This window comes from Pedobacter sp., from assembly GCF_041645105.1.
Taxonomy (GTDB): domain Bacteria; phylum Bacteroidota; class Bacteroidia; order Sphingobacteriales; family Sphingobacteriaceae; genus Pedobacter.
Genome location: NZ_JBAZQQ010000005.1, coordinates 496,381 through 519,393, shown reverse-complemented (window position 1 = coordinate 519,393; position 23,013 = coordinate 496,381). Strand labels below are relative to the sequence as shown.

The following is a 23,013-nucleotide window of genomic DNA, read 5'->3' as shown; positions in this document are numbered from 1 at the left end:
TACATGGCATTTATAGATTATTATAAAACTTTGGGAATTGATAAAACAGCTTCCCAGGACGATATCAAAAAAGCCTATAGAAAACTGGCAAGGAAGTACCACCCTGATCTAAACCCGAACGACAAAGAAGCCAATAAGCAATTTCAACAGATTAACGAGGCAAATGAAGCTTTGAGTGATCCTGAAAAGCGCAAGAAATACGATGAGTATGGCGAGCATTGGAAAAATGCGGATCAATTTGAGAAGCAAAAACAATCTCAAGGCCAACATAGCTATCAAGGCGCTGGAAACCCATTTGGGGGGTCATCCCGTACTTACACATCTGGGGATTTTGGTGGAGATTTCGAAGGTGGCGATTTTTCAGAGTTCTTTGAGTCGATGTTTGGTTCTGCAGGAGGCAGACAAAGTCGTGGACAAGCGAAATATAAAGGACACGATTATCAAGCCGAGTTAAAGCTAAATCTACTTGAAGCTTATCATACACATAAACAAACTTTAACGGTAAACGGTAAGAACCTCCGTATTACTATTCCTGCTGGTATAGCAGATGGTCAAATCATTAAACTAAGTGGACAAGGAGGCCCTGGCCAGAATGGAGGCCCAAATGGCGATCTTTACATCACTCTTAATATTGCAGAGCATCCAGTTTTTAAAAGATTAAATGATGATGTATATATTAATAAGGAGATAGACCTGTATACAGCTGTTCTGGGCGGTGAATCAACAGTTGACACGTTAGATGGTAAAGTAAAACTTAAAGTTAATCCAGGAACTCAAAACGGCACTAAAGTCAGACTTAAAAACAAAGGCTTCCCAGTATATAAAAAGGATGACCATTTCGGTAACCTATTTGTCACTTATACCATAAAAGTACCCACAGAATTAAGTAGCAAACAAAAGGAATTATTTGAAGAATTACAGAAACTTTCTTAAAGAACAGAAATCATGGAAAGAGATTTAATCGCAATTACAGAATATTGCATAAAATACGATATAGAACCATCATTTATCAATTCGTTAGAAGAGTCTGGTATTATTATATTAACGGATATTAATCAGGAACGATTTATACATATTGAACAGCTACCGGAAATGGATCGATATATTCATTTTCATTATGATCTGCAGATTAATATAGAAGGCATTGATGCAATCAGACATCTATTAGATAAGGTGAGTTCAATGCAGGATGAAATCAGACAACTTAAAAAGCAACTTGCAATTAGTAGCTGAGATGGAGATGAGCAATAAATGGCTCACTAAAAAAGGATTTCTATAACTAATTACAGGCATTTTTCTCTGCTAATGAAAAAAAAATTGAATGAAGTTAAGGCTCTAAATACCTGAGTTCAAAACTGTTTTGAAAAAAGACAAATAACCAGCTTAAAAATATCGAAAAATAAGCAAATCTTAATTTGCAAAACCGGATGGTATTTGTACTTTTGTCGCGGAGAGCTGGCAGAGTGGTCGAATGCGGCAGTCTTGAAAACTGTTGACTGTCATAGGTCCGGGGGTTCGAATCCCTCGCTCTCCGCTCAAAAAGTACAAAATCCTGCTATCTTAACGATAGCAGGATTTTTGCATTTAGAGGGTATCAATTTTGTATGAAATTCTGGGTTGATAGATATCAAAGTTAATATATACATACCCTTGAAGGCTCCAGTTTCAGCTAATGTTATAAAAAGTGAATATCCTATCTTTGCCCTCTCGAAGACTATTAATTATAGGAACACTTACTCTTAACAATGGCACACCGCATTTACATCTATAATATCGATTCAACATCTGGAGAAAATTACCCAAACTATTTAGGCGAATGGAACTATGTATTACCTCCACTTCTAATACCACTTTTTGGAGTCAAAACTAAAGCAAATGGAACGCAACTCTATGCAGATCGTGAGCAAGGAATTGTTTTGCTAAGGCAATTCTATAATTTATTGGCCGACGAATACCAATTACATTATAAAAAAGCCTATTATGAACCAGTAAACCAGCTATTTTCATTTTTGGAAGAGTTACCTTACGATAGTTTTTCAATTGATGGTACTGATGTGTTCAATATGGATGATGAGAGACATACGGTACAAGCTAAAGAATGGGTGGTTGAAATTCAAAAACAGATTAAGCTATATAAATTAGCGATTAAGTCACAAAGTCTGGCACCTTTGCAAAAACTACTGGAAACTTTCGGTTATCAAACCTTTTTAGAAGCATTAGAAACTGATTGGATTAATTATGGCTTGGGTTATTGGAATGAAGATATCTACAAACATAACTACACCGAAATTTTTGAGGAAAACAATTTGCAGGGACTAAAAGATGCAAAAGGTAATTGCATTGTCCCTGCTATTTACAACGAAATATTTGAATTTATTGATGGCATTGCAGTTATACAAAAAGATAACAAGTTTGGTTACCTCAATTCACAAGGAACCGAGATGGCCCCTCCTATTTACGAGAATGCTTTTGATGCGTTTGAAATATTTTATGGTGAGGTTACCAATTACGATTATGAATTCACGCAAAAAGTAGGGATTGTTTCCTCGAATAATAATAAATCTGGACTTTTAAGCATCACAGATAATCAATTGCTCATACCGACTGTTTATGAAGATCTAGCATTTATTTTCGAAAATTATTTCAATGCTAAAAAAGATAATCATTACCAGTTCATCAATCATAAAAATGAACAAATCATTAAGGAAGAAAGTGAAACTCCATTTGAATTCGAAGGAAGAGAGCTGTTCTTTATCAGAGTCAAAGGATCTTCAAAACGCAAATATTTTAATACGAATGGTGTTTTTATAGGAGAATATATAGAGGATGTGCTACAACCGTTGCCTCATAATTTTTTCTATGTAAAAACAAATAAATGGCAGAAAAAGACTGTGGTTATTCAACCCAATGGTGAACTGCTGGACACCGAAATAGACCAGGTAATTACCTTATCAGGTTACCAATCTTTTGCTTATAGAAAAGCTGAAAAATGGCTTCTTTTCGATGCCTCAAATCATAAACTGTATTTACCAGAATTTGATATTCAAAAAATAAGGATCGATTATTTAGCAAACTTCTTCCAGGATATCTATATCATAGAAACCTCCGAGGGCAAAGGTATATTTGATGCTAAAAAAGATTGTTGGTTGCTTCCTCCTCATACCGATTATCTTAAAATCGAGCACCTGCAAAAACATTTCTTAAGTGTACATCAAAAAACAGGTGTTCATTACTGGGATGGAAAAAACAATCAACTAAGCCCAGGTTACGATTACATATCAGAAGCTATTAATCTGGATGTTAATGAACTTTTCCTATACCAAAATGAAGAACTCTTTTGCCTGAACTCCAATAAAGAAATCAGAAAAGTAATGGATGAAGAAATGGGGGAATTATATAATCGTAAATACAATTTAAGAGGTCATGATTTAGTTCATTTTAATAAATTTTACGAGCAATGGAAAGTAAAAATTGGCCAGGATTATTTTCAACATTTTGATGATGAAAGTTTGTTTCAACTTGGAATAGACTTCTTTAAAGCAGACAAAATAGACGAATGTATAGAAGTATACAAGCTAGGTGCAGCACGCAATCATCCACAAATGATGACGGAACTAGGAATTATCTACAGCAATACCGAAGATAATCCGCCTGAGAACTTGCCTTTAGCGATCGAATTGTATAAGAAAGCCGCCGCTTTGGGAGAAAGAAATGCCTGGAATAATTTAGGTTATCATTACCAGAATGGTATAGGCTGTGAACAAAATGTAACGAAAGCTATTGAAGCATATACTAAAGCCGGGGCATTGAAAAATGGACTGGGTTGGGCTAATTTGGGTGATTTGTATTACTATGGGGAGTTTGTCGATCAAGATTATGAGAAAGCACTTGACTATTATTTGAAAGCACAAAAACTTTATCAGTTTAATTCAGATAAAATAACAGATATCTATTTTACCCAAGAAGAATACAAAAAAGTTTTACCGCTGCTGAAAAAAGATTATGAGGAAGAATTTTCACCGATCTATTACGGGATCATGTATGAATTAGGTTTGGGTGGATTAAAAATAAGCCCTAAAAAAGCAATCTCCTATTATGAAAAAGCAATGAAAATCAACAATTATCCACATGCCGTAAAGCAATTATTGTATCATTATCGATCAGCATCCGAATTAGCGAATGAAGTGCAATTTAATGCATGGTTGCTATATGCTGAGGTAAATGAGATTGAAATTGATCGGGAACTACTTGGATTAAAACCGCAAAAGAAAGAATCCTTTTTTAAAAAAATATTTAAGAAATAAACCGGCTAATCAGCTAAGTAAATAAACCCCGCAGGCTTGCCAGGCAAGAATCTGCGGGGGTGGCAACCGCTACGTTACAGTTCTTTATCCTCGAACATTTTTGAGTCGCGGGTATTCTTTTGAACGGCAATGGCCGAAAACATGCTTAGACTGAATGCCATGGCGTAAAAGCCTTTTTCACTTAGTGTGATATCTGCATTCCACAGCCCAATTGTCAATAGGATCATTGACGCAATAGTAGCAAACCAACTCAGGCCGTAGTAAAGATCCGTAACAGCAAGTCCTTCAGACCTGTCTCTTACGCTTTTTTGTACGGAGATTACTGCGAATAGCCCAAATAATAAAATTGTGAAATAATAACCTTTTTCATTCAACTCCATACTAGCATTCCATAATCCAATACAATATCCCAGTATTCCTGCTAATAAAGCAAACCAAGAGGCACCTATAAATGCGGCAGTTGGCTTAAATGGATTTCTAACCTTCTCATCATGTTTTACAATTGTTGAACTATCTTGTTCTGTGTTGTAGCGATTCCATATTTTTTTGTTTTAGTGATTAATATGAAAGCAAATGTCTGATGTTAAATAGATCTATAAAAAACAAATTGTATAAATTACTGACGATATATTTTTGTAATTTTTATACTTTTATATAAACCAAAAAGCTACATGGATTCAATTCAGGAGTTGATTAATTTACTCAATAGTGCCGATAAAAAGTCTTTCAGACAATTTTTACAACGAAAAAACAAGAGAGAAGATGTTAAAAACCTGCACTTACTTGATTTGATAGAAACTGACGATATAAATGGCTTAAAAAAAATCTATAATTCGGAGAAAAATAATGATGCATACCATGCTTTGCGTAAAAGGTTGCAGGATAACCTCCTGTTATTCTTATCACAGAAAACCTTTGAAAGTAATCATTCTGACAGCTATGATGCCCTGCGCCTGCTCGTAGTAGGGCGTTTTTTATTAGAAAATGATGTGATCAAAATAGCGTTCAAATGTTTGAATAAGGCCGAACGCCTGGCTGAACATTTAGAGCAATTTAATTTGTTAAACGAGTTACTGCTGTTGAAGCTGCAATATGCCCATTTGCCGGGAGCGGAAGATCTCGAGGCTTTAACCACTCGTTTCCTACGAAACCAGTCGGATATGCAGCGGGAAGCGAAGCTCAATATGGCCTATGCCTATTTAAGGCAAGAATTACAGGAAATACACCTGAAAGGCAAGATCGTTAATTTAAAAACCTTGATGCTAACGACAATACGGAAGTACAAGATTTCTAAACAGGATCTGATGACATATAAGTCCATTTACCAAATTCTTTTTATTGCGAACGAATATGCAGCTATACAACAGAATTACGGATTGATAGAGCGCTATATCCACCGAACGAATCAATTCATACAGAATCAGGAGTCTAAAAAACAGCCCTATATCTTTTATCATATATCTATCTTGTATTTCATGGCGAACTTTCATCTACGGCGAAAAGATTTCGCAGGAAGTAGGCCCCATCTTAAAGGAATGATGGATTTAATGATGACCGATAGTCGATATTACAGACTCTTTTATTTACGTCATCAGTTACTCTCTGCACTCAATCTATTCTTCACAGGCTTTGCTGACGATGCGATTGCGTTGTTACAGGAATCACTCTCCAATACAAAGCAAACGTCTAAACCGGAAGATATCGAGGACCTACGGGTATGCCTAACTATGTTTCTAGCCCTTTGTAATGACCGGGGAAGTTTGAAACAGCTAACTTTACTAACGCGTACTGATGCCTGGTATGAAAAAAGGATGGGCATGTTATGGACCATCCGAAAGAATCTGATGGAAATTTTGGTCCACGCACAGTTCTCTAACATCGAGCTTGCCATGTCTCGCTTAAACAGCTTCCAACGACGATATAAGAAGTACTTGTTGAAAACTTCGGAGGAACGTGTGCTGTCGTATTTAAAACTAGTTGAAAAATACCTGCTAAAACCAGATGTGGCCTTTGAAATGACATATAGAAACAAGGTTTTAAACCAGCTAGGTTGGGTAGAAAACAACGACATCTTTACTTTGAGCTTTATCGCCTGGCTGATAGCACGCTGGGATAAAAAGACAACTTATGAAGTCGCTATATCAGTTATACTGGATAAGAACTATATACAAAATATGCATTAAGCTGATGCTTTTATTAGTGAAGCTTTACACCGGCCTTACTAGGGCGTTACTAGGGCCTTGCTAGGGCCATTCACCCTAAAAAGGCCCTAGTAAGGCTTAAGTAAAGTAAGATTAATGTTTAAATAAATATTACCTCTGATTAAATAATAACTTTATACCATCCTTTGTCAACTGAATAAGAAGATAGAGTCTAATTTTCAATTTGTCCAAAAAATCCCTTTACTATATCTTGCTTCCTATCTTGGCATCACGCCAAGACATCTAAGTCGATTAAGAAAAGAAATAGTTTTATAGACAAATGTCCTGTAACCGGTATCCTCAGGAACATACCTTTGCCCTGAACAAATTAACATCAGGACAAAATGACCAAAATTCTTGTCATAAACGGACACCCAAATAAGGAAAGTTTTAACCACGCACTAGCAATTGCTTATAGCAATGGTGCAGTAAAATCAGGTGCTGAAGTTTCTATTATCCATATAGGCGAACTTCAATTTAATCCTAATTTACAATTCGGCTATAGCAAAAGAATGGACTTGGAGCCAGATTTACAGGACAGTCTTGAAAAGATAAAAGCGGCAGATCATCTCGTTTGGATTCATCCAGTCTGGTGGGGCGGCATGCCTGCCATCATGAAAGGTTTTATAGATCGATTATTTCTTCCAGGCCTTACCTATCAATACCGGGAAAATTCCATTTGGTGGGATAAACTGCTGACTGGCAAAACAGCAAGAATTATTACTACTCTGGATCAGCCCGGATGGTATTATAGATTAATGTACGGAAGACCAAGTGTCAATCAATTAAAAAAAAGTATATTGGAATTCTGTGGGATAAAGCCTGTAAAGATTACTTATCTGGGCATCATCAAAACGGCAAAACCTGAGCAAAGGCAAAAGTGGATCAATCAGATTTACAATTTAGGGATGCAACGTTAGAGATTTTACCTAAGTTAGTATTTAAAAATTAAACCTTATGATGAAGTATACACTCCTGATGTTCTTGTTTTTAAGTACTGTATTGGTGGCACATGCACAGAAAGCCCCAATTAAAAACAATGTATTAATTACTTCCCAGGATGGAAAAACCAGGGTATACACTAACGATAATAATGAATTGTGTCTAAACGTATCGCCAAAGGATATCATTAAGTTTAAAGCTGCCAAATCAGTTAGCTACAGTGCCTTCGGTGCTAAAGGTGATGGAAAAACCGATGATATAGATGCAATCGCAGCGACTCATGCATTTGCTAACCTCCACCGACTTTTGGTTAAAGCTGATGCCGAAGCCACCTATTATATTGGTGGAAATGAACGTACAGCAGTCATCCAGACGGATACCGATTTTGGCACAGCAGCCTTCATCATTGACGATACGGAGGTAAAAAACCGTAATGCATCCATTTTTACAGTGAGTACATCTCTGAAACCTTTTAAACTGAAAACGATATCCTCACTTAAACGAAACCAGAAAAAAATAGATACCCCCTTTCCCGGCCCATGTCTCATCACAGTTAAGAATTCTAACGTAAAACAATATATTCGTTTTGGGCTAAACAAGAACAATGGTTCTCCGCAAACGGACATCTTTCTGGTCGACAAAAATGGCAATGTAGATATGAATGCTCCTATCCTATGGGATTTCGAACAAATCACTGATATCACCGCCATGCCAATCGATGAGAATCTACTAAAAATTACAGGAGGCCGTTTCACAACAATTGCCAATAAAGAGGAATCAAAGTATACCTATTATAACAGAAACATAGCAATCAGAAGATCTCATGTACTAGTTGATGGATTGCAGCACAATATAAAAGAGGAAGGAGAAAAGGGTGCACCTTATGGAGGCTTTATTAACATTGGCGAATGTGCTTTTGTAACTGTAAAAAACACCATCCTGACGGGACATCGTACCTACAGTACAATTGGTACGGCTGGTAAACCTGTCTCAATGGGCACATACGATATTACTGTCAACCGTGCTGTAAATATATCTTTCTTGAATTGTAGCCAGACCAATGATATCAACGACACTAAGTTCTGGGGAATTATGGCTTCTAACTTTTGCAAAAATATCCTTTACGACAATTGTACATTCTCCCGGTTTGATGCCCATCAGGGCGTAGCCAATGCCACCATCCGCAACTCGACCCTCGGACATGTAGGGATCAATGCCATTGGCAGCGGACTTTTAAAAATAGAAAATTCCACCATCCGTGGACGCAGTCTTGTTAACCTACGCTCAGACTACGGCAGTACATGGGAAGGAGAACTAGTGATACGCAATTGTGTCTTTGTGCCAGCAGGTGGTAAATCTATTAGTGCGAACCTTATAAACGGGTCTTATCCAGGACAACATTATTTTGGTTATACCTGCTATATGCCGGAGCGAATTACCATTGAAAATCTCCGAATTGACGACTCTAATCATCCTGAGAACTATCAGGGACCTGCCATTTTCAGCAATTTTAATCCAAAAATGACAGACAACACCTATCAGGAAGCATTCCCTTACATCAAAACCAAGGAAGTCATCCTCAAGAATATCACAACTAGCAGTAAGAAATCATTAAGGATCAGTGATAATCCTTATATGTTTAAGGATGTAAAAGTTAAAACCTTAAACTAGTCCGTAAAAACAAACAGGTTTGCTTACTAACAAGATCATTAAGTCTTGTCAGCAAGGCAAACCTGTAAAAAATTAACTTACCTATCTTTAATATTTAGGATTCTGTGACAAGTTAGGATTTAAATCACGTTCACCAGCTGGGATCGGATAAAGCTCATGTTTATTGTCTACAAAATTGGTTCCAGCTACAAAAGGATAATTAGTTCTGTAAACTTTTAGTGCCGCCTGTGCAGCCCTTAAGCTTGAACCCAATATGTTCCATCTGATCAAATCAGATTTCCTGGTACCTTCAAAACAAAGTTCGTATGCACGTTCTGATTGCAGTTTAGCAAGAAATGCTCCTTTATCTAATCCTGCCGGAAGGTCAGCCACAGCATCAATAGTGTTCAACGGTTTACCAAATCCTCTTCTTCTTACCATATTTACAGCCTGATAAGCTTCGTTATTAGGTCCTTCATTGATCTCATTTTCAGCTTCAGCACGCATTAGCAATACATCTGAGTAACGTAACAAAGTCCAGTTGATATCGGTATTGTTAAGATCTTTTGGCCCGGTATTCTGCCAGTCGCGTCTCCATTTTCCCGGTGCCCATTTGGAGTCATTGGTTCCGGTAAACTCTATCTTATTTGCATTTATATCCAGCTGATAGGTTGCTACCGCAACATCTCTTCTCAAATCACCAGCCACATAACTTTTTTGGAATAAAGCAGTAGTTTTGTAAAATGAATTAGCCCTTCCGTAAGGATTTTTATCTGCTGCAACCGGAGCATTCCAGGTACCAATAACACCACTGTTTGTAGCGCCACCATCCAGATTATACAAAGCTACTTCATACATACTTTCCTTAGGCTCCAAAATCAGCTTACAATGGTTTCTGAAAATCTGTTCATAGCTTGAATTTAAAACATGCTCACCAGATTCCATAATCTCTTTGGTTTCTTTTAAAGTGATCGCATAATAGTCTTTGTATTTAGCAGGGCGCTCCATCTGCTCGTTTGCCCGTAAAGAGTAACCAGCCCTATAAAGCGCTACTCTGGCCAACATCCCCTTTGCTGCCCCTTTACTGATTCGCTCATCCACAGGCTTCTGAGAAGCCCATGGCAGATCCAGAATAGCCTCATTCATATCTTTAAATACCTGATCATAAACCAACTCACGGTCTACTCTTGGCAATTGCAGGTCGTCTGTAGCTGCTGTAGGCTTTAGTTTCATCGGTACGTCCCCAAATAATCTTACCAGGTCAAAATAATACTGTCCCCTTAAAAATTTAGCTTCTGCCAACAAACGGGCAAGGTCTTTTTTCTGGGCATCTGTACCATTTTTGTATTGGTCCATCTCTGGAATCCTTTCAATCGCCAGATTAGCTCTGTCTATTCCACGATATAGCAATTTCCAGGACTCTGCAACGTAAATATGCACCGGTGTCATTGCATAATGAGCTGCAACACGAGGGTCATTGCTTAAGCCCGTACCATCCATTTGTGCAATATCAGAGTCTATATCGAATACCAATGACATATAGAATCCGTAAGTAGTTGGACTAGACATCGATTCATAAATTCCTAATACGGCCATTTTAGCTTCATTAGCATCTTTAAAAAAAGTATCAGCAGAATAATATGAAGTAGGTTTTTCTTCCAGCCATTTTTTGCATGAAGTAGGCATAATTAATATAGCTGAAGCAATAACCATCAACTTAACAGTTCTGATAGCGGTAGTTTTATAATATTTGTTCATGATCTTACAGTCTTAAATTTTAAAAAGAAACATTAACACCCGCAACAAAAGAACGGGTTCTTGGATAGGCACCAAAATCGACACCTGGAGTAAGGCCAGTACTGTTAGCAGTACTTACTTCTGGATCGTAACCTGAATATTTGGTAAACGTATGCAGGTTATATCCTGTAACATAGACTCTTGCCCCTGAAACTTTCACTTTAGACAACCATGTTTTTGGTAAGGTATAACCCAAACTTATGTTACTGATACGCAGAAATGAGCCATCTTCAATCATCTGGTCGTAAAGCCTTAAGCCTGTACCCGCACCATTGTAAACAGGAATTGTTTTACCCTCATTAAGAGCTGCCAATACCACCGGATCAGTTACCCTTTGTCCGGCTGCATCAATACTTGTCCAGCGGTTAGTGATATATCCAAATGCATTTCTATAATCCAAATGTGTTTGACTATTAACCAGTTTATTTGCATTATACACATCATTCCCGTACGACCAGTTTAAAAAGATACTAAGATCAATACCTTTAAAAGAAAACGTATTGTTCATACCACCAATAAAATTTGGATTCGCATTTCCAATCACTACCCTATCATCTGAATTTACCTTACCATCTCCGTTCTGATCAACCAGTTTTAAAAATCCTGGTTTTGGAACGTTGTTCGCATCAAAAGGAATTCCAGGCTTCAATGTATAAGCATTAGTAGCAGGATTGAAATCAAACTCATTTACCTGATATAACCCGTTAGATTGATAACCAAACATTTTCCCTACTGCACCACCAACACGTATGATATAGTCTTTTTCCTGTAATCCACCCCAACTCGCAGCACCGTACATAAATTCACTTCCACTGGTCAATGAAATCACTTTATTTTTGTTAAAGCCCATATTGAATGTGGTATTCCAACTAAAACCGCCCGCATCTTTAATATTTATGGTGTTCAAAGTAAATTCAATCCCTTTGTTACTTGTAGAGCCAACATTGATCAACATGGAACTGTAACCCGAAAGATTTGGGACATCGGCGTTCAATAACAAATCGCTTGTGCGGTTATCGTAAGCGTCAACAGTTAGCTGTATTCGCTGATTAAAAAAGCCTACATCCAAACCAATGTTTTGACTACGGGTTTTTTCCCATTTCAAATCCGGGTTAGGCAATGTTCTCGAACCCACAGCAATTACATTCTCATTGTTCAAAGGATAATAACCCGACTGGAAAAGTGCCTGAGACAAATAATTAGGAATTCGGTTATTTCCAGCTACACCAACACTTAAACGCAATTTCAAATCAGACACAACAGGCATCTTTTTCATAAACTCTTCTTCAATTACCCTCCAGGCAAATGCACCAGATGGGAAATATCCATATTTATTATCTGACCCAAATTTAGAAGAACCATCAGCTCTCAAACTTGCAGAAAAGATATACTTTCCTTTATAAGTATAGTTAGCTCTTGAAAACAGGGAAAACATTTTTTCATCTTCTAAAAAGGATGTTGGGATTCCAGGTAAAACACCTTGCGACAAATCATCTAATCCTAAAGTCTGTTCTGGAAACCTATTTGAGCTGGCACTAAAATTTTCTGATTTGGAATACAACTGCTCCTGTCCCACCAGTACATCCAGTTTGTGCACATTATTAAATAGATTAGAGTAAGTTAAAGTATTGCTGTAATTCCAGTCATTCCTATCTGATTGAGAAATCGAACCATTTGGCCCACCTGAACGTTTCGCATTTACAGAACGTGAATCATTAAATATTTTAGCTTTTGTACCTGAATTTCTTAAACCCACCAAACCTCGGTAAGTAATGTTCTTAAACAGCTTGTAATCTAGAGAAGCATTTAAATTGAGAATCTTATTTGCTGAGGATCTTTGCTGAGAAAGGGCATTGACGATTGGGTTTTGCAATACATTACCACTATCATCCTCTAAATAAGGATCTTCTTCTGCTCCAATAAGATCTGCATCTGTACCCTTCAGGCCAAATGTTGGTCGGAATTGAAAAACATTTTGTAACTGGTTAAACCTAAAACTGCCTTCCCTGGTACCTACCCCAAAAGTATTTTGATCAGAATAGTTTAAAATCCCTGTTACCTTTAACTTATCACCAATATTATGCGTTACGTTTAATTTGGCAACATTCTTTTTGGAACCGCTATTCAGCATAATCCCCTCATCATTATTATGAGAATAAAAGAAATTAAAGCGAGTTTCCTTGCTTCCACCTCCAACACCAAATTTATGATATTGGCTATTGGCCGTACCTCCAAATAATTCATCTTGCCAGTCTACACCAGCTTTATCTCCATATAAGCTTTGCAGATCAGAAAATGCGCCATAATTACTTAAAAACTTGGCTTCTTCAGTAAGATTACCCAGCGTTTTTTCATATTGCAACATAGTATACTGATATGGATTTAAAACAGGAAGTGTTTTCGTGATGTTTTTAGCACCAAAATACATATCGTAGGATAAAGCCAGCTTACCTGATTTTGGTTGTTTTGTAGTGACTAAAATTACCCCATTTGCACCTCTGGCACCATATATTGCGGTAGCAGAAGCATCTTTTAATACATCCATACTTTCCACATCCATCGGATCAAGAAAACCCAGTCCGTTCGTTTGAGGAATCCCATCGATAACATATAATGGCTCATTACTTTGTGTTATTGAACCTCCACCTCGTATGGTGATGGATGGATTTGAGCCAGGTGTACCATCAGAGGCAGCAACCTGCACCCCTGCAATACGTCCGGCCAGCGCACTGGCAACGTTCTGTACCGGCACCTTGCTCAGTTCTTCACCTTTTACAGAAGAAATGGCACCTGTCAGCTCTTTACGTTTTACAGTTCCATAACCAATTACCACAACTTCATTCATGGTTTTGGTATCGGAAGCAAGTTTTACATTAATAACAGCCCTGCCCTTCACAGGTTCCTCTGTAGTTTTAAATCCCATATAAGAGAAAACCAATATAGCATCGGGATTAGTGGTAATTATAGTATAACTACCATCAACCCCAGTTGATCTCCCTTTTTCTGTTCCTTTTACAGACACACTTACACCCACAAGTGGCTCACCTGCGGCATCAGACACAATTCCTTTTGTAGTTGTATTTTGGGCGTAGAGCGTAAGGTTACCCGCAACAATGATTAATAGTAGCAAAAATCGTTTCATAAATCTTTCTGGTTTTAATATTCGGTTCATTGACAAAAACTAATTTATAGCACTTTCATCAATATGGATTTAGGTATTGTTTAAAATGCTATCACTTTGGATTAGCCCTTTATTTGCCTCTATTACACGAAAAAGTTTAATAATTCATCAATTTCTAAATGAACATCACCAAAACCTAAAGTCGTAAATCATTAAACTCAGTACCTTCATCACCTTTAAAACCTACATTAAACCGGAAAATAAATATGAAAGCAATACTCTTTATGTTATTCTGTGGGCTACATACGCTTTGCTATGCCCAAATAAGTAAGCCTACCAGCAATATTAATTGGCCAGATTTCATGGCTAAACAAAGTCTTTATTGGGAAGACTTGCCCTTACAGTGGAATGAAGGTGCCTTTACTGGAAATGGAATCACGGGAATGATGGTATATGTTTCTAAAGATGATAATAGCGTAGTTTTTAGTTTAGGCCGAACTGATGTTACCGACCACAGAAAAGCTCCTGATAAAAAAACATCTTTTGGTGTAGAAGGAGCACTAGTTGTCTATGATTTCTGCAGACTTCCAATAGGTAAACTATTGTTAAAACCTGCTGGCAAAATTATTTCCGGAACGATTAAACAAGATATTTGGAATGCAGAAATAATAGGTGATATTGAAACAACAGCTGGTAAGATTCATTTTAAGGCATTGGTTCCCCACCAGCATGAGGTTCAGCTTATTGAAGTTAAGTCTACTGAAAAAGATGAAAAATCAAGTTTAGACTACAAATGGGCTTTTATTCCCGGCAACCCCACTTCACCAAGAGTTTTCACACATCCAACGGCTAAAGAATCGTTGAATTATAAAAAGAATCCTGATCCAAAGCTGAGTACTAAAGATGATTTTAAAATTTGTACTCAGCCTTTACTGGCGGGTGGCGACTATGCAACTGTTTGGAATGAGCTAAAGAACAACACAAATAATAGCAGTACATTATTTGTAAGTATAGCTAATGACATTCCAAATACTAACCAATCGGCAAAAACTGCTATGGATAACATTAAAGCCATAAAAAAACTTGCAGTACCTGTTGTAAAAAAGGAGCATTATAGTTGGTGGCATGACTTTTATAAACAATCTTTTTTAAGTATTCCAGATGCAAGACTAGAGGCATTTTATTGGATACAATTGTATAAAATGGCTACTGCATCAAGACCAGATGGTCCGGCACTTGATCTGTTCGGCCCTTATTACAAAACATCGGCATGGCCAGGTATGTGGTGGAACTTAAATATACAGCTCACTTATTCTCCGGTCTACACCAGCAATCATTTAGAACTCGGAGAGAATATGATAACCATTGTTGACGAAAATTTTGAGAGTTTAATTCGTCGTTTCTGCGGGCAGAAGTTGGGCGATTTATGTTGGACTATGCATAATTACTGGAAGCAATATGCTTATGCTGGTGACACAAAAGCTATTAAGGAGAAATGGTTGCCAAAGGCATTACGTATTCTTGATTGTTATAAAGAACAGATGGTAAAAGGTGCAAATGGAGAAATCCAATTAAAAGCCATGCAATCTCCGGAGTATAAAGAAAGTGCTGCTTTTGCAAACACCAACTATAACCTTGCAAATTTACGTTGGCTACTAAACACAATAATACAAACAACAGCCAATAGTAATAGCCATAGCAAAGAAATTGCAGAATGGAAATCGATATTGGCCAATTTGGTTGCTTATCCTGTTGATGAAAATGGTTTAATGATTGGCAGCGATCAGGCTCTGGAAATGTCACATAGGCATTACTCCCATTTATTGGCTTTATATCCTTTCTTCCAATTAAACCCGGATAAAAAAGAAGACAGTCTGCTGGTGGATAAATCTGTAGACCATTGGCATAAGATCGAAAATGGGAAAGGTCTTGCTGGTTATTCTTTTACCGGAGCTGCTTCATTATTTGCTGCTCTTGGAAGAGGTGATGATGCATTGAAGAATATGCAACAGCTTTTAACTGGTAAAACAGGGATCAGCCAGTTCCACAGCAATACATTTTACACTGAAAGTAAAGGCAGGAACGAAGTGATTGAAACGCCATTAAGTGGAGCAACATCAATAATGGAATTACTTTTGCAAAGCTGGGAAGGTAAGATAAGGGTATTCCCTGCATTGCCTTCAAGCTGGAAGGATGCTTCTTTTAGTGATTTAAGAGCTGAAGGCGGTTACCTGGTTAGTGCTGTGTTTAAAGATGGTCAGACCAACTGGATTAGCATAAAAAGCAAAACTGGGGAAGCATTTGTATTGAAGACACGAGATGCGAATTTATTGAAAGCAAAAGCATCCGCTGATTATAGCATAAAAAAACGGGGAAATGATGAAATACTTATCAATTTAAAAGCTGGAGCTTCGATTTGGCTTGTAAACGAAAAAAATAAACCAGCTTTGTTAGCACCTGTTAAACACAACAGCGATTTAACAATGCCATTTGGTGTAAAGAAAGGAAAACAACTGCAAACAAACCAGGATTGGAAAGTTGACGACTTTTTACCTGCTTTAAAATATTAATTATTGGATGCAATGCAAAGAGCCTTAAAATCATTTTTAAGGCTCTTTGTATTTAAAAGGATTACGAAATTATGGCCGCTTTATTTTTTAAAAACATCAGCCAATTTCTTTTCCAGGTTCTGCCCCCTCAGATCATAAGCGATAATCTCTCCTTCAGGATTGATCAATAAGCTGGAAGGAATTCCCTGTATCTTATAAATCTTAGCTGCTTCATTCTCAAATCCTTTTAAAGCACTAATCTGTGTCCAAGGCATTCCATCTTCCTTTATTGCTTTTATCCAAGCCTCTTTCTTATCATCGAACGACACACCTAAAATCTCTAAACCTGCATCTTTGTACATATTGTAGGCCTTTAATACATTTGGATTCTCTCCTCTGCAAGGACCGCACCAGGAAGCCCAAAAATCTACAAACACATATTTCCCTTTAAAATCAGATATTCCAACAGGCTTATCATCAACAGTATTTTGAACAAAATCTTTTGCCTTAACATTCACCCTTCTTGCATCCAAATCATCGAGACTATACTTTACGGATTCGGCAGGATTTGTTTTCTTTATAGCCGGACTTAAAAGATGATAAGCCTCTTTTACCATAAGTGCATCATTTTGCAAATTTTGGTCATGTATGCGTCCAAATCTATCTGCACCTGACAGGGCCTTTCTCAATGCAACACCTGCATAAAAATTAGTTGGGTATTTCTTTGCATAAAGTACACATATACCCGCATAATCTTGCTCAGCTAAAAGCAGATCATTTAAGGTACTTAGATATTTCAATTCGTCAATCTGATTCCCCGATCTTTTAGCATCTGAGAGTGCTGTCCAGCTAGAATTTAAGTTTTTCATTTTATCCTGAGCTGTTTTAACAAAGGCCTCAAATTGCTTCCTTTCTAATTCAATCCTGGAAGGAGCTATTTCAGCTTTACGAATTGAATCTTTTGCAGTTAATGTATTTTTGCCATTTTCTACATAAAACGTCAACTTATCCATATGATCAAGTGTTTCATCGAGCTTAAAAGACTTATTCTTTAAATCATTTAAACTACTGCCATCATGACTTACAACTAACTCTACAGATAAGGGCTGTTTAAGATTTGTTCCTTTATAATAAAACGTGCCATTTTTCAAAGGCAGGATCTCTTGCATATACTTACTATTTTCAAATGAGTAATAGGAAAGATAAACTTTAGCTGGTGAATTTAAATTACCAACCTTACCAGAAAGGATAAATACGGCCTGAGCCATAGTTATTGTGGGCAAAAAAAAGGACAAAGCAATGCCAGTCCACTTAATTTTCATTGGTTTCATATTGATTGTTTTATGTTTAATTGATTTTTATCTCTTGTTTAAGGGCATGTTTGAATTAAAACTTTGTACCATTAAAGGAATTTGAAAAGTATATGCAGTACTCCCGGGTTTAAGTGTAGCAATAACTGTAGTTCCGTCATTTGCAACACGTTCTACTGTCGGCATTCTACCTTCTTTATCCAGACGTTTCATATCACTCCAACGCAATCCTTTAAAAGCCAGCTCTCTCCTTCTTTCTTCCAAAACTGCGGTTAAAGCCGCTCCTGGTGTACCTGCATTTAAAGCTGTGTATTGATTAGGCATAAACCTATTCTTTCTAATGGTATTGTTAACGATATCAAGGGCAGCATCGATGTCTCCTGCACGAGCAAGACACTCTGCTTTGTCAAGGTAAATCTCTGCATAAGTGATCCCACGATTTGGATTATAAGCCTGAAGACTACCATAACTGTATGATCCATCAGTTTTTTTTGTAGAAAGCAGACGTATTCTCAAATCATTATTTAAATCATATTTAGCTAACAGTTCATTTGAATAGGTAAAAGAAAGATTGTTTGCATATCTCACCCATAATTCTTCGGGACTACTGTTCGTGGCAGGTAAAATACTACCAGAATAAGTACTATAATTTACAATTTTAGCTTTTCCAGAGCCTAATACCAGGTTTGCGTATTTTTCAGCATTTATGTAATCTCCCATACTCATGTAAATACGAGTTAACATCCCGTATGCAGCATCTTTTGTTGCCCTGGTATTGTTAATATTTACCTCCGGCAAATCAGGAACGGCAGTAATAAGGTCATTGATCAGCTGGTCATAAGCAACTTGTAAAGTAGGTCGTGCAGGTACATCTTTACTTACGTCTGTAGTATTTACATAAGGTACACCATAATCCGTAGCTGCTGTAGTCTTGTGGTAAGCCGGGGAGAAAAAAGAGAGCAGGTGAAAGTAATTGAAACTCTTTGCTACCATAGCCTCTGCATATAGTTGTTTCTTTTGTTGCTCAGTACCATCTGTTGCTGATAAAACACCTTCAGTTACTACATTCAGGTTGGCAATACGGCTATACAAATCTGCCCAAAGATCAGGTCGTACACTATTGTTATTAATATACTCTACCCAAAAATAAGAATTCCCTTTAGGTGAAGATTGGCTCTGCGGATTAAAACTAAGGTCTTTGATATCATCCGTAGGGTAAATGATCAAATTATTCTGTCCAAAAGGATTAACAATCCCCTCTCCATTTAAAACGCCTTCAAAATCATTAAGAGTTTCAGCTATAATCACCCCCTTAGGTTTTACTTCAAGGAACTTTTTACATGATACCATTGACAGTACCGGAATTGCTAGTATATATAGTATTTTATTAAGTTTCATATTCATCAGTTTTTAATTAAAAATTGGTTGATAATGAAAATGTAAAGGATGGCACTAAGGGCAATCCTCTTCTACCAGAAATAAAATCCAATGTTTCAGGATCTACATCATTTCCACTAAAAACATATTTCCCTGGATTTTGTACTTGAAATATCAGCTTTGTATTACTTAAACCGAATTTCTGAGACACCTTATCTTGCATATTATAAGTTAAAGTGATGTTTCTTAAAGCTATATAATCAAGCTTACGAACAAACTGCTGCCCATTTTCATAACCAGTTCTTGTACCAATGTACTCTGGGGTTCCATAAGCGCCACCAAATCCAGGGACATTGGTATAAGCCTCGTCTCCAGCCTTTTTCCAGAAGTTTTGTGTACCATATTGCGGTCTGCTATCAAAAATAGAAGGTGGTTTGATCAAACCTACATGTCCGCCATAATACATTAGTAGTGCAGAGAGACTAAAATCTCCTAATCCAAACTGGTTATTAAAACCCAGCGCATATTTTGGATCATTTACTCCTGCAAATTTCATAGCGCTTAGCGGTACATCTACCTGTGGTGAAAAACTAAGTACAACTGGATTACCATTTTCATCTCTAACCATTGGTTGCCCCAATTCGTTTAAACCAATATAATCCAATGTTAATACTGAATTCATAGGATGACCTTCAATATTTTCAGCTCCTCCTGCCCTTGTAAAATTAAAGAAGCCTCTGTATGTATTTTTCACCTTAAGTACTTTGCTCTTATTGAAAGATGCAGTAACCTGTGTTCTCCATGAAAATTTACCTTGTTTAACATTCAATGAAGAAATATTCAGGTCGACCCCTCTGTTCTCTATACTTGCGTTATTTGTTAACAGATTGGTAAAACCTTTGGTTGGATCAGATTCAATCGGTGAAAAAATGTCCGTTCCACGTTTGATGTAATAATCTACAGCACCTGCTAATCGGCCATTAAACAAACCAAAATCCAATCCTGCATTAAAATTAAATGTTTTTTCCCATCTCAACCCATTATTCCTTGGTGCAGATATTCCGTATCCCACAACAGGATTAGGCACGTAATTATTAATGCTACCTGTAAGTAAATTAAATGGTCCACTTCCTTTCTTGATGTTACCATTATATCCTGCAGCTACACGTAACTTCAATTCGTCCATCCATTTTACATCTTTCAAGAAATTTTCATTCCTGATATTCCAGGAAATACCTGATGACCACAGAGGAGTATATTTGAATTTAGGATCTTCACCAAACAAGTTCGATTGATCAATCCTTAAACTTCCAGTAAGGGTATACTTGTCATTATAGGTATAAGCTCCATTAGCATAATATGACAAAAAGCGATCATCACCATAAATTTCATTGAAAAATTGTTCAAAAGTAGTTTGATCAAATACAAACCCTTCCAAGCCTGATACAATTACATCTGTAAACTCAGGATAATAATTAGCATTCCCCAATAACGTTAAATCTGCAGGTTTAATAGTCAAGGTATTGCTATTATAACCGAATACTGTATTCAATTTAGTTGAACTGGTATTTTTACGTTGTTCTATGCCTCCTAAGAAAGATAGATCATGCCTATTACCGACCACCTTATTGTAAGAAAGCTGGGCTCTTAAAGTATAAGAAGTAATATCTGAATTTTCTATTTTATTTGTCCCACCTTGTGGAATACTAAATATTGGTTTTCCGGTTACAGGATCTTTTTTTGCAAAATAATTAAGCATAATCCTTGTTCCATAAGCTCGTTCTGATGCAGAAGAAGTCATTTTATCTTGCTCTCTTTCATACACACCGCCCAATTCCAGATTAAGTCCAGTCAAAAGATTAATTTTTAAATTACCTTGAACACGATAAACTTCACTTTTAATCTCTGAATTGCTTTCAAACATTTCCTCATAAGGATAATACGTCTGATCATACAATCCCAAAGCCATGTTTTCCTGATTTCTTGCAGCACTGATTGTACCATAGCTAGTGCCAAAACCATAGTAATTTTCATTGAACGGAGCAAAATAAGAAGAGGCAGGACTTCCATCAGCATTAAAAAATGGTTGATAAGGTTTAAACTCTGTATATGCAGGAACGCTAGCTCTCTTTAAATTACTGGTTGAATAGATTGTTTGTGCATCCAGATTTATTCTTTTAGAAAACTCAAATGTACCCCTGTAATTAATATTTGTTTTATTAAAGCCTGAGCGTTTTTGTAAAAACTTGTTATCCTGGTGATTTACCCCAAAGAAATAAGTAGCATTAGTACCCCCTCCGCTTACATTCAAATCATAGGTTTGAAAAACCTGGTTTTGAAGGAATAGTTTTTTATAATCCTCTGTATTGTCATATGAAGCCAATTCATTGTACATTTTATCAGCTTCCTCTTGAGTAATTTTACCATTATAAAGGTCGTCTGTAATACTAAAAACAGGCGTATATGTACCATTTACCATATCTATATAGTCTTTAGATATGAAATTATTCTCAATATCATTTAAACCTGATGCACTTTCGAAATCAATAAACCCGCGGCCCTTCAACAAATTAAGCTTATTGTAGTTGGGTTTTGGCTTATAGGTCAAAGCAGTAGTAAAGTTAATTTTTGGCCTTCCAAACACACCTTTCCTTGTATTTATAACAATTACACCATTAGAGGCACGAACGCCATAAATTGCTGCCGAAGCTGCATCTTTGAGTATAGTTACCGATTCTATGTCGTAAGGATTAATAGATTCAATATCAACTTCAGTCGGATAACCATTTAGCACAATAAGCGGTTTTTTAATGGCCTGAAATGTGGATACTCCTCTGATCGCAAAAGGACTGGTATTATTAGGATCTTCCCAGGAACTTCTAGACTGATTGACATTCAGCATCAAACCAGCAAGTCTGCCTTCCATATTGCTGATGATATTCCCATCGGCAGGAACACTTTGCTGATAAGTACTTCTATTAATTGTCGAATAAGCTCCGGTTAATTGTGATTTTTTTAAGTTTTGATAACCGGTTGAAATAATAGATACCTGATCCAGACTTTGTGATAAAGGAACTAATTTAACGAACATAAAAGATCCTGCATTTACGGCTACTTCCTTTTGTTCATATCCAAGATAAGATATGGTTAAAATAGCATTGTCCTGTACATCTTTTAGTGAAAACTCGCCATTGTTATTAGTTAACACTACATTCGATGCTCCCTTTACCCTAATTGTAGCCCCAGGTAATGGTTTATTGGTTTCATCAGTTACTTTACCTCTTACATCTATCTTTTTGAGATAATCAAGAACTTTATCAAAAACGGAAGTTTCCTTTTTCTGAATTACAATGGTTTTATCTTGAATCGCGTAGGTAAGATTTGTTCCTTCCAGACATTTCTCCATTACCTCCTGTAACGGAGTGTTATTAAATTCAACCTTTATAGGTATTGATCTTTTTAAAAGATCTTGTTCCCAGAAAACATTATACCCTGTCTGCTTACGTATTTCCTTAAACACCTGATTAAGTGTCGTACTTTTTTGATTAAGAGTTACTCTTTGTGCAAAGCCGATGGCACTGACCTGCATTACAGCTAGAAAAAGTAAAATGGTGGTTAATCGCATAACAAGCAGAATTTTAGGTATGCAACGCTGCATACCATTTAAGGTTCTGATATAATTTTTATACATTTGATTGGTTTGGTTAAGTTGATAATCCTGAAAATTTATTGATAACATTCCAAACTATTTCCCAGCATCGG

13 protein-coding genes and 1 tRNA gene are annotated in these 23,013 nt (G+C 36.8%); 8 read left to right on the top strand and 6 right to left on the bottom strand.

The features are described from left to right. The first annotated feature begins 3 nt into the window (after positions 1-3). The 4 genes from WC623_RS17975 to WC623_RS17960 all read left to right on the top strand — a co-directional run bounded on the left by WC623_RS17975 (position 4) and on the right by WC623_RS17960 (position 4,304). On the top strand, positions 4-933 hold the full coding sequence (locus WC623_RS17975; protein ID WP_372853627.1) for a DnaJ C-terminal domain-containing protein: 930 nt from the start codon (positions 4-6) through the stop codon (positions 931-933). A gap of 12 nt (positions 934-945) precedes the next feature. After that, positions 946-1,233 carry a chaperone modulator CbpM gene (locus WC623_RS17970; protein ID WP_372853625.1) on the top strand — a complete coding sequence of 96 codons (288 nt, stop codon included), beginning with the start codon at positions 946-948 and terminating at the stop codon, positions 1,231-1,233. Between the two features lie 216 nt (positions 1,234-1,449). After that, positions 1,450-1,534: transfer RNA gene (locus tag WC623_RS17965), tRNA-Ser, on the top strand. Between the two features lie 211 nt (positions 1,535-1,745). Next, positions 1,746-4,304 carry an SEL1-like repeat protein gene (locus WC623_RS17960; protein ID WP_372853623.1) on the top strand — a complete coding sequence of 853 codons (2,559 nt, stop codon included), beginning with the start codon at positions 1,746-1,748 and terminating at the stop codon, positions 4,302-4,304. A 74-nt stretch (positions 4,305-4,378) separates the two neighbouring features. Here WC623_RS17960 and yiaA read toward each other — a convergent pair whose 3' ends face one another. Further along, the gene (gene yiaA, locus WC623_RS17955; protein ID WP_372853827.1) at positions 4,379-4,717 is read right to left on the bottom strand and encodes an inner membrane protein YiaA; all 339 of its coding nucleotides are present in this window, start codon (positions 4,715-4,717) and stop codon (positions 4,379-4,381) included. A gap of 258 nt (positions 4,718-4,975) precedes the next feature. Between yiaA and WC623_RS17950 the strand changes: the two genes are divergently transcribed. From WC623_RS17950 to WC623_RS17940, 3 genes are all read left to right on the top strand, one after another. Then, the gene (locus WC623_RS17950; protein ID WP_372853621.1) at positions 4,976-6,487 is read left to right on the top strand and encodes a hypothetical protein; all 1,512 of its coding nucleotides are present in this window, start codon (positions 4,976-4,978) and stop codon (positions 6,485-6,487) included. Positions 6,488-6,849: 362 nt separating this feature from the next. Continuing rightward, complete coding sequence (locus WC623_RS17945; protein ID WP_372853619.1) at positions 6,850-7,425, top strand: NAD(P)H-dependent oxidoreductase; 576 nt, start codon at positions 6,850-6,852, stop codon at positions 7,423-7,425. Between the two features lie 37 nt (positions 7,426-7,462). Further along, positions 7,463-9,118 carry a right-handed parallel beta-helix repeat-containing protein gene (locus WC623_RS17940; RefSeq protein WP_372853617.1) on the top strand — a complete coding sequence of 552 codons (1,656 nt, stop codon included), beginning with the start codon at positions 7,463-7,465 and terminating at the stop codon, positions 9,116-9,118. 87 nt (positions 9,119-9,205) lie between these two features. On the opposite strand, the gene WC623_RS17935 is transcribed toward WC623_RS17940, so the two are convergent. Together WC623_RS17935 and WC623_RS17930 are read right to left on the bottom strand one after the other, a co-directional pair. Continuing rightward, positions 9,206-10,855 carry a RagB/SusD family nutrient uptake outer membrane protein gene (locus tag WC623_RS17935; protein ID WP_372853615.1) on the bottom strand — a complete coding sequence of 550 codons (1,650 nt, stop codon included), beginning with the start codon at positions 10,853-10,855 and terminating at the stop codon, positions 9,206-9,208. A gap of 19 nt (positions 10,856-10,874) precedes the next feature. After that, positions 10,875-14,036 (bottom strand): SusC/RagA family TonB-linked outer membrane protein, encoded by a 3,162-nt coding sequence (locus WC623_RS17930; RefSeq protein ID WP_372853613.1) that lies wholly within the window; start codon positions 14,034-14,036, stop codon positions 10,875-10,877. Positions 14,037-14,281: 245 nt separating this feature from the next. Here WC623_RS17930 and WC623_RS17925 point away from each other — a divergent pair, with 245 nt between their 5' ends. Beyond that, positions 14,282-16,585, top strand: coding sequence for a glycoside hydrolase family 95-like protein (locus WC623_RS17925; protein WP_372853611.1), 2,304 nt, complete (start codon positions 14,282-14,284; stop codon positions 16,583-16,585). Between the two features lie 80 nt (positions 16,586-16,665). Here the strand turns inward: WC623_RS17925 and WC623_RS17920 are convergent, their stop codons facing one another. The 3 genes from WC623_RS17920 to WC623_RS17910 are packed head-to-tail and all read right to left on the bottom strand — an operon-like array spanning position 16,666 to position 22,942. Next, positions 16,666-17,895, bottom strand: a complete 1,230-nt coding sequence (locus tag WC623_RS17920; RefSeq protein ID WP_372853609.1) for a TlpA family protein disulfide reductase — start codon at positions 17,893-17,895, stop codon at positions 16,666-16,668. A 27-nt stretch (positions 17,896-17,922) separates the two neighbouring features. Beyond that, on the bottom strand, positions 17,923-19,272 hold the full coding sequence (locus WC623_RS17915) for a RagB/SusD family nutrient uptake outer membrane protein (RefSeq protein ID WP_372853607.1): 1,350 nt from the start codon (positions 19,270-19,272) through the stop codon (positions 17,923-17,925). A 16-nt stretch (positions 19,273-19,288) separates the two neighbouring features. Further along, the gene (locus WC623_RS17910) at positions 19,289-22,942 is read right to left on the bottom strand and encodes a SusC/RagA family TonB-linked outer membrane protein (RefSeq protein ID WP_372853605.1); all 3,654 of its coding nucleotides are present in this window, start codon (positions 22,940-22,942) and stop codon (positions 19,289-19,291) included. Positions 22,943-23,013: the final 71 nt, after the last annotated feature.